The 13,339-nt window shown below is 72.9% G+C and carries 12 protein-coding genes; 6 read left to right on the top strand and 6 right to left on the bottom strand.

All coding sequences use genetic code 11. The annotated features are described in order from the left end of the window. Positions 1–197 precede the first annotated feature (197 nt). From OG580_RS30385 to idi, 3 genes are all read left to right on the top strand, one after another. Positions 198–1,139, top strand: coding sequence for a cation diffusion facilitator family transporter (locus tag OG580_RS30385; RefSeq protein WP_267046839.1), 942 nt, complete (start codon positions 198–200; stop codon positions 1,137–1,139). Positions 1,140–1,336: 197 nt separating this feature from the next. After that, on the top strand, positions 1,337–2,599 hold the full coding sequence (locus tag OG580_RS30380) for a bifunctional class I SAM-dependent methyltransferase/N-acetyltransferase (protein WP_267046838.1): 1,263 nt from the start codon (positions 1,337–1,339) through the stop codon (positions 2,597–2,599). A gap of 151 nt (positions 2,600–2,750) precedes the next feature. Beyond that, positions 2,751–3,371, top strand: coding sequence for an isopentenyl-diphosphate Delta-isomerase (gene idi / locus OG580_RS30375; protein WP_267046837.1), 621 nt, complete (start codon positions 2,751–2,753; stop codon positions 3,369–3,371). Here idi and OG580_RS30370 read toward each other — a convergent pair. Beyond that, on the bottom strand, positions 3,337–3,858 hold the full coding sequence (locus tag OG580_RS30370) for an ATP-binding protein (RefSeq protein ID WP_267048187.1): 522 nt from the start codon (positions 3,856–3,858) through the stop codon (positions 3,337–3,339). The two genes, idi and OG580_RS30370, sit on opposite strands and share 35 nt — an antisense overlap. Positions 3,859–4,176: 318 nt before the next feature. Here OG580_RS30370 and OG580_RS30365 point away from each other — a divergent pair, with 318 nt between their 5' ends. Next, on the top strand, positions 4,177–4,920 hold the full coding sequence (locus OG580_RS30365) for an enoyl-CoA hydratase/isomerase family protein (RefSeq protein WP_267046836.1): 744 nt from the start codon (positions 4,177–4,179) through the stop codon (positions 4,918–4,920). Here the strand turns inward: OG580_RS30365 and OG580_RS30360 are convergent, their stop codons facing one another. Together OG580_RS30360 and OG580_RS30355 are read right to left on the bottom strand one after the other, a co-directional pair. Beyond that, on the bottom strand, positions 4,921–5,565 hold the full coding sequence (locus OG580_RS30360) for a DJ-1/PfpI family protein (RefSeq protein WP_267046835.1): 645 nt from the start codon (positions 5,563–5,565) through the stop codon (positions 4,921–4,923). A 160-nt stretch (positions 5,566–5,725) separates the two neighbouring features. Continuing rightward, positions 5,726–6,697 carry a GlxA family transcriptional regulator gene (locus OG580_RS30355; RefSeq protein ID WP_267046834.1) on the bottom strand — a complete coding sequence of 324 codons (972 nt, stop codon included), beginning with the start codon at positions 6,695–6,697 and terminating at the stop codon, positions 5,726–5,728. A gap of 126 nt (positions 6,698–6,823) precedes the next feature. Between OG580_RS30355 and OG580_RS30350 the strand changes: the two genes are divergently transcribed. After that, a complete protein-coding gene (locus OG580_RS30350; protein WP_267046833.1) occupies positions 6,824–7,690 on the top strand; it encodes a hypothetical protein in 867 nt (288 codons plus the stop codon). Positions 7,691–7,797: 107 nt separating this feature from the next. Further along, positions 7,798–10,254 carry a Tex family protein gene (locus tag OG580_RS30345; RefSeq protein ID WP_267046832.1) on the top strand — a complete coding sequence of 819 codons (2,457 nt, stop codon included), beginning with the start codon at positions 7,798–7,800 and terminating at the stop codon, positions 10,252–10,254. Between the two features lie 118 nt (positions 10,255–10,372). Here OG580_RS30345 and OG580_RS30340 read toward each other — a convergent pair whose 3' ends face one another. The 3 genes from OG580_RS30340 to OG580_RS30330 form a co-directional block, all read right to left on the bottom strand. After that, positions 10,373–10,774 carry a hypothetical protein gene (locus tag OG580_RS30340; RefSeq protein ID WP_267046831.1) on the bottom strand — a complete coding sequence of 134 codons (402 nt, stop codon included), beginning with the start codon at positions 10,772–10,774 and terminating at the stop codon, positions 10,373–10,375. Positions 10,775–10,888: 114 nt separating this feature from the next. Next, a complete protein-coding gene (locus tag OG580_RS30335; protein WP_267046830.1) occupies positions 10,889–11,431 on the bottom strand; it encodes a 2-phosphosulfolactate phosphatase in 543 nt (180 codons plus the stop codon). A 230-nt stretch (positions 11,432–11,661) separates the two neighbouring features. Beyond that, entirely contained in the window at positions 11,662–13,299 is a 1,638-nt protein-coding gene (locus OG580_RS30330) for an ABC-F family ATP-binding cassette domain-containing protein (RefSeq protein WP_267046829.1), read from the bottom strand. Positions 13,300–13,339: the final 40 nt, after the last annotated feature.

Below are 13,339 nucleotides of genomic sequence, written 5' to 3'. Positions count from 1 at the left end.
GTCCGCCCCACGAACCCCGGTTCGGCACCACCCGGAGGGCCCTGGCCGAGCGATTCCCGCCATGGCCGGCGCCGATGACATCACCGCAGGTCAGAGCATATGACAACGGTGTTCAGTACCGTGTTGCACATACCCCCCACCCGTAGTTCACTTGCCAACCTGGGGCAGACGGAACGACTCGATCGGGAGGCCATCTCATGGGGGCTGGACACGACCACGGGCACAGTCACGGCGGAGCTCCCCCCACGGGCACCGCGGGGGCCGCGTACAAGAACCGACTGCGGATCGCGCTCGGCATCACGCTCTCCGTGATGGTGATCGAGATCATCGGCGGTGTGGTCGCCGACTCGCTGGCGCTGATCGCCGACGCGGCCCACATGGCGACCGACGCGGTCGGCCTCGCGATGGCGCTGCTCGCGATCCACTTCGCCAACCGGCCGCCCTCCGGGAACCGCACCTTCGGCTTCGCCCGCGCCGAGATCCTGGCGGCGCTCGCCAACTGCCTCCTGCTGCTCGTCGTCGGCGGTTACGTGCTGTACGAGGCGATCCAGCGGTTCGTCGAGCCGGCCGAGACCAAGGGCGGCCTGACGATCGCCTTCGCCGTGGTCGGCCTGGCGGCCAACATGATCTCCCTCTCCCTGCTCGCACGGGGCCAGAAGGACAGCCTCAACGTGCGCGGGGCGTATCTGGAGGTCCTCGCGGACGCGCTCGGCTCGGTGACGGTGATCATCGCCGCCGGCATCATCCTGGCCACGGGCTGGCAGTACGCCGACCCGATCGCCTCGATCGTGATCGGCCTGATGATCGTGCCCCGCACGATCAAGCTGCTGCGCGAGACGCTGGACGTGCTCCTGGAGGCGGCGCCCAAGGGCGTCGACATGGCGGAGGTACGGGCCCACATCCTGGCCCTGCCGGGCGTCGAGGACGTCCACGACCTGCACGCCTGGACGATCACCTCAGGGATGCCGGTCCTCTCCGCCCATGTGGTGGTGGACCAGGGCGCGCTCGACTCGGTCGGGCACGAGAAGATGCTGCACGACCTCCAGGGGTGCCTGGGCTCACACTTCGACGTGGAGCACTGCACCTTCCAGCTGGAGCCGGCCGGTCACGCGCAGCACGAGGCGAAGCTCTGCCTCTGAGACGCCCGGCCTGTTAGGGTCCTCGTACGAACACGTGTGGAGAGGAGCTGGGTTGATGACCGTCGCGATGGAGGCTGCCCACTACGGCAGCGCCCGGTCCAGCTTCAGCTCCCGGGTCACCGGCTGACCTGATCCCGGTCTTCCCACCGGTACGTCACGTCGTCGGCCGGGGCCCTCTCACACAAGGGTTTCCCACGTTGTCCGACAACGCTTTGTACGACTCCTTCTTCGCCCTGCACCACGGTCTCCCGCGGCAGGGTCCCGGTTCCGACACCACCACCCGTCGGCTCCTCGCGCTCGCGGGCAGGCTTCCGGAGCGTCCGCGCGTGCTCGACCTGGGCTGCGGCCCGGGCCGTTCCGCGCTGCTCCTGGCCGCCGAGGCGGGCGCCGAGGTGACCGCCGTCGACACCCACGAGCCGTTCCTCGCCGAGCTGCGGGAGTCCGCGGCCGCGCGCGGGCTCGACGGCTCGATCCACACCCTCCGCGCCGACATGGGCGCACTGCCGTTCCCCGACGGCTCCTTCGACCTGGTCTGGGCCGAGAGCTCGGTCTTCGTGCTCGGCTTCGACCGGGCCCTGGCGGAGTGGCGCAGGCTGCTCGCGCCCGGCGGCACCCTCGTGCTCACCGAGTGCGTGTGGACCGTCGCGGAGCCGGGCCCCGAGGCCCGCGCCTTCTGGGAGGAGCACTACTCGCTCCGTACCGTCGCCGGGAACGCGGCGGCGGCGGTCGACGCCGGCTACCACGTCCTGGGGACCGTCCCGCAGCCGGAGAGCGACTGGGACGAGTACTACGTCCCGCTCGCCGCGCACGCCGAGGCGGCGGACACCACCGTGCCGGGCATGGCCGAGGCCGTGGCCGGGGCGCGCACCGAGATCGCCCTGCGCCGCGAGCACGGCGGCGACTACGGGTACGCCGGTTTCGTCCTGCGGCCCGCCGATCCGCGCTGGCACGTCCGCCGGGAGACCGCCGAGGACGCCCCGGCGGTGTGGCGGGTCGTGTCGACGGCCTTCGGGTCGGTGGACACCCCGTCGGAGGTGGAGGCCGATCTGGTCGACAACCTCCGGCTGGACGCCGACGCCTGGCTGCCCGGCCTGTCGTACGTGGCGGAGGCCCCGGACGGCACGATCGCGGCGCACGCCCTGATCACCCGCTGCCGGGTGAACGGGGAAGCGGCGGCTGCGCTCGCGCCGGTCTCGGTCGCTCCGGAGTACCAGCGGACGGGTGCCGGACAGGCGGTCGTCCGGGCGGTGCTCGACGCGGCCCGGCTCCGCGGGGAGCCGCTCGTCCTCGTCCTGGGCCATCCGGAGTACTACCCGCGGTTCGGGTTCGTACGGGCGTCCGAGTATGGAATCAAGCCAGGTTTCGAGGTTCCGGACGAGGCCATGATGGCGCTCGTCCTGGACGGTTCCGTGCCTGTTCCCGCGGGCACCCTCGTCTATCCGGCGGCTTTCGGGGTCTGACGGCCCACCGAGGTCCCTCCGCTCCCGCCGCACCGGTGTACTCCGGTGCGGCGGGAGCGGCGACGTCCGGCCGACGAAGTGCGGACAAGCCGCTTTTGTACGGCAGACTGGGGTGGCCCCATCGGGGCGAGGACCGAAGCGAAGGATGGGTATGCCGACCACACCAGCCACCGCGGCTCAGATCTCGCCGGAGATCACGTCGAACGGTGTCCAGCCGTCCGGAGTTCCGGCGCCGATCATGCTCGAACTGGTCGACGAGGACGGGACGACCATCGGCACGGCGGAGAAGCTCGCCGCCCACCAGGCGCCGGGTCAGCTGCACCGCGCCTTCTCCGTCTTCCTCTTCGACGAGTCCGGTCGTCTGCTGCTCCAGCGTCGGGCGCTCGGCAAGTACCACTCCCCCGGCGTCTGGTCGAACACCTGCTGCGGCCACCCCTACCCGGGCGAGGCGCCGTTCGCGGCCGCCGCACGGCGGACGTTCGAGGAGCTCGGCGTCTCCCCGACGCTGCTCGCCGAGGCGGGCACCGTCCGCTACAACCATCCGGACCCGGCCTCGGGCCTGGTGGAGCAGGAGTTCAACCACCTCTTCGTCGGCCTGGTGCAGGCCGAACCGCGGCCGGACCCGGAGGAGATCGAGGACACCGCCTTCGTGACCGCCGCCGAGCTGGCCGAGCGGCACGCCGCCGCGCCGTTCTCCGCCTGGTTCATGACGGTGCTCGACGCGGCGCGTCCGGCCGTCAGGGAGCTGACGGGTCCGTCCGGGGGCTGGTGACCGTCGCCTCCTGCGGTGCGCCCCCCGGCCCCGGTGCCATCGGGGCCAGGGGCAGCGCCGCCCAGATGATCTTCCCGCCGCTCGCCGTGTGCTCGACGTCGCAGGTGCCGCCGGCCTCCTGGGCGACCTCCCGGACCAGGAGCAGCCCGCGCCCCCCGGTCTGCCCGTAGTCCGCCTCCAACGCCTTGGGGCGGTACGGGTGGTTGTCCTCGACCGACACCCGGATCCACTCGGGACCGATCGCGACCTCCACCGCTATCTCCGGCGACAGCAGCGCCGCGTGCCGCACGGCGTTGGTGACCAGCTCGGAGACGATCAGCAGCAGTCCGTCCATGATCTCCTCATGGACGGGGACTCCCTGGCGGACCAACAGGTCGCGTACGGCGTGCCGGGCCTGCGGGACGGAGACGTCTACCGCGGGTGCGGTGAAGCGCCAGACTCCTTCGTAGGACGGTGACCGGGTGGGCACACCTCCGTGGGTGTCCACGGTCCGGTTCCCACCCTCGTGCTCGATTCTCGCCACGGATCGAGTCTTGGCAATGCGCGCGGGCAGACCGGCCTACTGACCAGAAGTCGACACTTATCGGCCACCTTCTGATCGGGTGGGTATGCCAATGTCAGTTGTTCGACTGATCGCGTGCGCTTTCCGAGAGGTCCGGATCCGGGGCTCCGGCGACGGCTCCGGCGGCCCCCTCGATACGGGGAGCGGCGGCGTCACCCTACCGACGATCCTTCGCCGTATGGAGCCTCCTCGGAGCGCCCCTTCCTGATCGTACGTTCGGGTAGGACGGATAGCATCCGGCCCATGGAGCCGCAGCTGAAGCACAGCGTCACGGACGGGGTCGCCACCGTCGTCATCGCCAACCCCGCGAAGCGCAACGCGATGAGCGTCGGCATGTGGCGGGCGCTGCCCGGGGTGCTGGACCGGCTTGCCGCCGACCGCGCGGTGCGGGCCCTCGTCCTGACCGGTGAGGGCGACACCTTCTGCGCCGGGGCGGACATCTCGGCGCTGCGGGAGCCCGGCGACGAGCAGCAGAGTCTCGCGGTACGGGCGGAGGAGGCGCTCGCGGCCTTCCCGAAGCCGACGCTCGCGGCCGTCCGGGGCTTCTGCGTCGGCGGTGGCAGCCAGCTCGCCGGCGCCTGCGATCTGCGATTCGCCGAGGAAGGGGCCCGGTTCGGGATCACGCCCTCGAAGCTCGGCATCGTCTATCCGTCCTCGTCGACCCGCAGACTGACCGCGCTCGTGGGCCCCTCCACCGCCAAGTACCTGTTGTTCTCGGGTGAGTTGATGGACTCCGAGCGGGCGCTGCGGACCGGGTTCGTGGACGAGGTGCACCCGGCGGGCGCACTGGACAAGCGCGTGGCCGAGTTCGGCCGGGTCCTCACCTCCCGCTCGCTGCTCACCCAGGCGGCGGCCAAGGAGTTCGCCGACGGACGCGTGGACCGGGACGCCCACTGGGCGGAGCAGGCGCGCGGCAGCGGCGACACCGCGGAGGGGGTCGCCGCCTTCCTGGAGCGCCGCGCGCCCCGCTTCACGTACGGGCTCTGATCACCGCTCCTGCGCGGCGGCCTTGTCGCCGCCGTCTCGCCAGTACGCGACGATCGCGGCCGGGGCCTTCTCCGGGGAGCCCGCGTCGTACGGCGGCTGCGGGTCGTACTCGGTGAGCAGCTGGATCGTCTGGGCGGTCTCGTCGCCGGCGATCCTGCCCAGCAGGTGCAGCGCCATGTCGATGCCGGAGGAGACCCCGGCGGCGGTCACGTACTTGCCGTCGAAGACGACCCGCTCGCCGGTGGGTTCGACGCCGAGGGCCCTCAGCTCGTCGAAGGCGAGCCAGTGCGTCGTCGCCCGGCGGTCCTTGAGCAGGCCCGCCGCGGCGAGGATCAGCGAGCCGGTGCAGACGGAGGTGGTCCAGGTACTGGTGGCGTCGGCGGTACGGAGCCAGTCGAGGATCTCCGGGTCGTTCATGGCCACCCGCGCGTCAGGGCCGCCGGGGACGAGGACGATGTCCGGGCGCGGGACCTCGGCGAGGGTCCGGTCGGCGACGAGAGCGAGGCTGCCCTGGTCGTTGCGGACGGGGCCGGTCTCCTTGGCCACGAAGACGGTCTCGGCCCCGGGCAGGCGGGCCAGGAGCTCGTACGGTCCGACGGCGTCGAGCGTGGTGAAGCGGTCGTAGAGCAGGACGGCGATCTGCACGGTGGTCCCTTTCGATGGGCGGGGTCGTTGGTGGCGCGGTCGTAGGCGACGGATCGGTCGACGAAGGGATCCGTCGACGAACGGATCGACTCCTGACGGCGCTCGATCAACCACGAGGTCGAAGGCGACGGCAGGGGTTGACGGCGGCGGAGGTGACGGGTCACCCCAGGACCACGTGGAAGCGGCGGCGGTACTCGGCCGGGGCGGTGTCGAGCGCCTTGACGAAGGCGCGGCGCATCGCCTCGGGGGTGCCGTAGCCGGAGGCGCGGGAGACCTCCTCGACGCCGCGCGAGGTCTCCTCCAGGAGGCGACGGGCGTGTTCGAGCCGGACCCGGTCGACGTAGCGGCCGGGGGTGGTGCCGGTCTCGGCGTGGAAGGCGCGGGCGAAGTGGCGGGGCGAGAGCCTGGCGCGGGCGGCGAGCGCCTCGACGGAGAGGTCGGCGCCCGGGTGCTCGGTGATCCAGTGCTGGAGGTCGCGCAGCGGCTCCCGGTGGGCGGTCTGGGCGGAGAGCTGGGCGCTGAACTGGGCCTGGTTGCCGGGGCGGCGCAGGAAGACGACCAGGTGGCGGGCGACGGTGAGGGCGACGGTCCGGCCGAGGTCCTCCTCGACGAGGGCGAGCGCCAGGTCGATGCCGGCGGTGACGCCGGCGGAGGTGGAGAGCCGTCCGTCCCGGACGAAGATGGGGTCCGGGTCGACGTCGACCTCGGGGTAGCAGCGGGCGAGGTGGTCGCAGGCGAGCCAGTGGGTCGTGACCCGGTGTCCGTCGAGGAGCCCGGCCTCGGCGAGGAGCAGTGCCCCGGTGCAGACGGAGACCAGCCGCACGGCGCGCGGGGCGTGCGTGCGCAGCCAGTCGATCAGCGCCGGGTCGGGCCGCCGGGTGCCCTCGCCGCCGGGGACGACGAGGGTGTGGGGGGCGCCGTCGGCGACCGCCTCGGCGAGGGTGGTGTCGGGGAGCAGTCGCAGCCCGCTGTGCGTACGGACCGGTCCGCCGTCCAGGGAGGCGGTGCGGATCGGGTACGCGGCGGGGTCGCCGGCGGCGCGGCCGGCACCGGCGAACACCTCGAAGGGGCCGGTGACGTCGAGGCTCTGCACGCCGTCGAAGAGGACGACGAGGACAGGTCGCTGCGTCATGCGTCCATCCTTGGCGGACCCGAGGGCGTCCGCAACGACGCACATCCCACCTTTCCTGCCATCGGCCGCCGGAGTCCTGCCGTCCAGCTGTTCCCGTCGTACCGACCAGTCGGTAACCTTCGGTCCATGACGACTGCCCTGCCGCCGCGCGCCGGACGCCGCTGCCACAACGCCCTCAACCCGCTGCACTCCACGCTCTACTTCTCGCCGGACCTGGACCGCGAGTTCACCGCTCTCGGCTTCACCGACGAGAGCGCGATGCGCCTCGCCGCGCGGAGTGCCGCCCTCGGCGCGGTGGGCCCGGGCACGGTCGCCGCGACCTTCTACAACTACAACCACGAGCTGCTCGCCCGGCACTTCCCCGCCGTCTGGGAGACCGCCTCCCCCGCCGACGTCCTGGACGCCCGGCTGCGCACCGCCGACGCGACCCTGCGCCGACTCCTCGGCGAGGAGACCGTCTCCTCCCCGGAGATGGCCGAGGCGGCGGTGCTCGCCCTGCGCGCCACGGAGGCCTGCACCCGGCACGCCCGGCCGCTCTACTCGGCCAACGCGGACCTGCCGGTGCCGGACGCCCCGCACCTCGCCTACTGGTACGCCACGACCCTGCTGCGCGAGCACCGGGGCGACGGCCACCTCGCGGCCCTGCTCTCCGCCGGACTCGACCCCGTCGAGGCCCTCGTCTCCCACACCGCCACCGGCAAGGGCATGGCCCCGCGCTGGGTCCTCGGCACGCGCGGCTGGAAGCGCGCCGACTGGGAGGCGGCGGCGGAGCGGCTGCGCGGGCGCGGGCTCCTCGACGCCGAAGGCGAACTGACCGAGGCGGGTACGGCGCTCCGCGACGAGCTGGAGCAGCAGACCGACCGGCTGGACTCCGCCCCGTACGAGCACCTCGGCGCGGCCGGGGTCGAGCGGCTCACCGAGCTGGGACGCGGCTTCCTCGTGACGGCGGCGGTCGCCGGGGCCTTCCCCGACGACCTCATCAGCAAGGGCTGACCCGGGCGCCGGGACGCGCGCGGGACGGGTCGGTTGCCGCATCCGGGTGACCGACCCGGCACAATGCACTCGCAAGCTTGAGGCACGAGAAGGCGAGTCGGGACACCGTGACGACGTCCATCGAAGCAAGGATCGCCGAGGAGCTCGGCGTACGCGAGCGACAGGTGAGGGCGGCCGTCGAACTGCTCGACGGCGGTTCGACCGTGCCGTTCATCGCGCGCTACCGCAAGGAAGCGACCGAGATGCTCGACGACACGCAGCTGCGCACCCTGGAGGAGCGGCTGCGTTATCTGCGCGAGCTGGAGGACCGCCGGTCGGCGATCCTCGACTCGGTGCGCGAGCAGGGCAAGCTGACCGAGGAGCTGGAGGCCCGGATCCGGGCCGCCGACACCAAGGCGCGGCTGGAGGACATCTACCTGCCCTTCAAGCCGAAGCGCAGGACGAAGGCGCAGATCGCCCGCGAGGCGGGTCTGACGCCGCTGGCGGAGGGGCTGCTCGGCGACCCCTCGGTGGAGCCGGCGTCCGCCGCCGCGGCCTTCGTCGACGCGGACAAGGGCGTCGCGGACACCAGCGCCGCCCTGGAGGGCGCGCGGGCGATCCTCACCGAGAAGTTCTCCGAGGACGCCGACCTGATCGGCGAACTGCGCGAGCGCATGTGGAGCCGGGGCCGGCTGGCGGCGAAGGTGCGGGACGGACAGGAGGAGGCGGGGGCGAAGTTCGCCGACTACTTCGACTTCGCCGAGCCGTTCACCGCGCTGCCCTCGCACCGGGTGCTCGCCATGCTGCGCGGCGAGAAGGAGGACGTCCTCAGCCTGGACCTGGAGCCGGAGGAGCCCTCCGAGACGCCCGGCCCGTCCTCGTACGAGGGCATCGTCGCGCACCGCTTCGGCGTGGCCGACCGGGGGCGCCCCGGCGACAAGTGGCTCCAGGACACGGTCCGCTGGGCCTGGCGGACCCGCATCCTGGTCCACCTCGGGATCGACCTGCGGCTGCGGCTGCGCACGGCCGCCGAGGACGAGGCGGTACGGGTCTTCGCGGCGAACCTGCGCGACCTGCTGCTCGCCGCACCCGCCGGCACCCGGGCGACGCTCGGGCTCGACCCCGGCTTCCGTACCGGCGTGAAGGTCGCGGTCGTCGACGCGACCGGCAAGGTCGTGGCCACCGACACGATCTACCCGCACGTTCCCGCGAACAAGTGGGACCAGGCGCTCGACAGGCTGGCGCGCCTCGCGAAGCAGCACGCGGTCGAGCTGGTCGCGATCGGCAACGGCACGGCCTCCCGCGAGACCGACAAGCTGGCGGCCGAACTGCTCGCCAGGCACCCCGAGTTGAACCTCACCAAGGTGATGGTCTCGGAGGCGGGCGCCTCGGTCTACTCGGCCTCCGCCTTCGGCTCGCAGGAACTCCCCGATCTCGACGTGTCGTTGCGCGGCGCCGTCTCGATCGCCCGGCGTCTCCAGGACCCGCTCGCGGAGCTGGTGAAGATCGACCCGAAGTCGATCGGCGTCGGCCAGTACCAGCACGACCTGGCCGAGGTGAAGCTCTCGCGCTCGCTGGACGCGGTGGTCGAGGACTGCGTGAACGGTGTCGGCGTCGACGTCAACACCGCCTCCACGCCGCTTCTTTCGCGGGTCTCCGGGATCAGCTCCGGCCTCGCCGAGAACATCGTCGCGCACCGGGACGCCAACGGCCCGTTCCGCTCGCGCAAGGCGCTCAAGGACGTGGCCCGGCTCGGCCCGAAGGCGTACGAGCAGTGCGCGGGCTTCCTGCGCATCCGGGGCGGCGACGACCCGCTCGACTCCTCCGCGGTCCACCCGGAGGCGTACCCCGTGGTGCGCCGGATGGCGAAGACGACGGGCGGCCAGGTCGCCTCGCTCATCGGCGACACGGGCACGCTGCGCTCGCTGCGCGCCGACGACTTCGTCGACGAGACCTTCGGTCTGCCGACCGTGACGGACATCCTGCGCGAGCTGGAGAAGCCGGGCCGCGACCCGCGGCCGGCGTTCAAGACGGCCACCTTCAAGGAGGGCGTCGAGAAGATCGGCGACCTGGCGTCCGGCATGATCCTGGAGGGGGTCGTCACGAACGTGGCCGCCTTCGGGGCGTTCGTCGACATCGGTGTGCACCAGGACGGTCTGGTGCACGTGTCGGCGATGTCGAAGACCTTCGTCAAGGACCCGCGTGACGTCGTGAAGCCCGGCGACGTCGTCAAGGTCAAGGTCATGGACGTCGACATCCCGCGCAAGCGGATCTCGCTGACCCTGCGGCTGGACGACGAGGCGGGCGCGGACGCGCCGGGCGGTGCGCCCCGGCGGGGCGAGCGGGCCGAGCGCGCGGAGCGGGCCGACCGGGGTGGCCGGCCGCCGCAGCAGCGGCAGGGCGGTGGAGGTGCCGGTGGCGGCGCCGGCGGTGGCGGTGGTCGCCGTAACGAGCGTGGCGGAAGGGACGAGCGGGGCGGGGGCGGCAGGGACCGCTCCTCGGCCCCGGCGCCGGGCAACAGCGCGATGGCGGACGCCCTCCGCAAGGCCGGCCTCCTGGGCGAGGGCGGCGGCAAGCGTAAGTAGGCGAGCGCGAGGGCCCCGGAGCGGTACGCAGGCCGTACCGCCCCGGGCTCCGCACACGCTGCCGTACGAGAGAGGCCACAGCCCGGGCGGGCTGTGGCCTCTCTCGCGTCCGGCGGGGTTACGGCAGGAAGCGCAGCGCCCAGTCGGCGCGGTGGGCGACGGCGAGGTCGTCGTCGTCCGTGAGGGGCCGCAGGACGCGGTCTGCCGCCTTCGGGTCCGCCTGGACCAGCTCGACGATCTCGGCGGCCAGGCCGTCCTGGTCGTCACCGAGATCGACGGCGGAGGCGCGGATCAGCGCCGGGAGGGCGTCCGGGCCGCCGAGGGCGGCGAGGACGCCGCCGAGGAGCTCACGGGCGTAGGCGTTCCGCTCGGTGAGGGCACGGTCCAGCTCCGCCTGGAGGCGGGGCAGGAGGCCGGCGTCACCCGAGGACGCGATCTCGTCGGCGAGGTCGATCGTCTCGTCGACGTCCGCGTCCAGATCGTCCAGCATCTCGGTCAGCCGGGTCAGTAGGTCGGTCATGGTGCCTCCTGGAAAGCGCCGTCCACGAGGACGGGGACGGCCGTCGAGCTGTCGGTCTCTGCGGCCACGGCCACGTCCTGGGGAAAGCCGTACTCGTACAGTTCACGGCCCGAGTCACAGCCGTGCAAGGCGGCGACCGGGTCCTCCGTCGCCGCCCACAGCGTGGCCGCCGCGGTCGCCTCGGGGGGTCGGCGTGCCCGTACCCACGAGGGCGGAGAGCACCGCTCCCGCGCCCAGCAGGTCTTCGAGGGCGGGGCGCAGCGAGCCGTCGGGCCACCGTTCGCCGGAGGCGATGACGGCGATCGGGCGGTCCTCGGAGCCGTACCCCCGGTCCGTGAGCCAGCGGGCGACGGCCGTGCGGTTGCGCAGGGAGGCGGCGACGACGGTCGCGCCGCCCGAGGCGGCCTCGGCCGCGATGGTGGAGCCGTTCGGGGAGGGCAGGACAAGACGGTCGGGCATGGGCGCCGCGCGCAGGGCGGCCGGGGAGAGCGACCACGGGTGCGCCTCGGTGGCCTCGCTCCGGCCGACGGCGAGGACGGCGTCCCTCTCCCGCGCGTACGCCACCGCGGTGGCGTCCCGCCAGCGGTACGGGTGGACGGCGGCGCCGCCCTCGACCGCGACACCGACGGCCGTGGTGAAGGAGAGCACGTCGACCACGACGACGCAGGCGGCCGCCGGGGCGAGGGGGTGTCTTGTCGATCGGGCCGGATCAGGGAGCGGGGTCTGGTGCCGTGGATCGCAAGGCGGAGGAGGGAGTCGACGCGGAGCGTCGGCGAGTGACGACAACGCGGCGAGGCGCGGTGCCAGACCCCGCGAGCCCGGCCCGATCGGCAAGACACCCCCTTGAGCCCGTGCCTCGACGGGCCCCCAGCCGAAGGTGACCGTCATCAGACCTCGGTCACCTTGCCGTCGGCGACCTCGATGCGGCGGGTGGTGCGGACGGCGTCGAGCATCCGCCGGTCGTGGGTGACCAGGAGCAGGGTGCCCGTGTACGAGTCGAGGGCGGACTCCAGCTGCTCGATGGCCGGCAGGTCCAGGTGGTTGGTCGGCTCGTCGAGGACCAGCAGGTTCACGCCCCGGCCCTGCAGCAGGGCGAGACCGGCGCGCGTCCGCTCGCCCGGGGAGAGCGTGGTGGCCGGCCGCAGGACGTGCTCCGCCTTCAGCCCGAACTTGGCGAGCAGGGTACGGACCTCGGCGGGCTCGGTGTCGGGGACGGCCGCGCAGAAGGCGTCGAGGAGCGTCTCGGTGCCGTAGAAGAGCTTGCGGGCCTGATCGACCTCGCCGACGACGACGCCCGAGCCGAGGACGGTGTCACCCGAGTCCAGCGGGAGGCGCCCGAGGAGGGCGGCGAGCAGCGTCGACTTGCCGGCTCCGTTGGCGCCCGTGACGGCGACCCGGTCGGCCCAGTCGATCTGCAGCGTCACGGGCCCGAAGGAGAAGTCGCCGCGCCGCACCTCGGCCTCGCGCAGGGTCGCCACGACCGAGCCGGAGCGCGGGGCTGAGGCGATCTCCATCCGCAGCTCCCACTCCTTGCGGGGCTCGTCGACGACGTCGAGGCGTTCGATCATGCGCTGGGTCTGCCGGGCCTTCGCGGCCTGCTTCTCGCTGGCCTCGCTGCGGGCGTTGCGGCCGAGCTTGTCGCCGTCGGTGGCCTTGCGACGGGCGTTCTTGACGCCCTTGTCCATCCAGGACCGCTGCATGTGGCCACGGGCTTCGAGGGCGGCCTTCTTGCCGGCGTACTCCTCGAAGTCCTCGCGGGCGTGCCGCCGGGCGGTGTCCCGCTCGTCGAGGTACGCGTCGTAACCGCCGCCGAAGAGGGTGATCTGCTGCTGGGCGAGGTCGAGTTCGAGGACCTTGGTGACGGTCCGGGTGAGGAACTCGCGGTCGTGGCTGATGACGACCGTGCCGGCGCGCAGACCCTTCACGAAGGCCTCCAGACGCTCCAGACCGTCGAGGTCCAGGTCGTTGGTGGGCTCGTCGAGGAGGAAGACGTCGTAGCGGGAGAGGAGGAGCGAGGCGAGACCCGCGCGGGCGGCCTGGCCGCCGGAGAGCGAGGTCATCGGCTGGTCGAGGCCGACGGTCAGACCGAGGGAGTCGGCGACCTCCTCGGCGCGCTCGTCGAGGTCGGCGCCGCCGAGGTTCAGCCAGCGGTCCAGCGTCTCGGCGTACGCGTCGTCGGCGCCGGGCGTGCCGTCGACGAGGCCCTGGGTGGCCTCGTCCATGGCGGTCTGGGCGGCGGAGACGCCGGTACGGCGGGCGAGGAACTCGCGCACGGTCTCCCCGGGGCGCCGCTCGGGCTCCTGCGGGAGGTGGCCGACGCTCGCGGTGGGCGGGGAGAGCCGCAGCTCGCCCTCCTCCGGGGTGTCGAGCCCGGCGAGCAGGCGCAGCAGGGTGGACTTCCCGGCGCCGTTGACGCCGACGAGGCCGATCACGTCACCGGGGGCGACGACGAGGTCGAGCCCGGCGAAGAGGGTGCGTTCGCCGTGGCCGGCGGCGAGGTCCTTGGCGACGAGGGTTGCAGTCATCAGGGAACGAATCCTAGGCGACGGGCGGGCGAGGGCGTGT

This window comes from Streptomyces sp. NBC_00094, assembly GCF_026343125.1.
Classification (GTDB): Bacteria; Actinomycetota; Actinomycetes; order Streptomycetales; family Streptomycetaceae; genus Streptomyces.
Note: the sequence above shows the minus strand (reverse complement) of the source record. Positions and strands in the feature narration are given on the sequence as shown.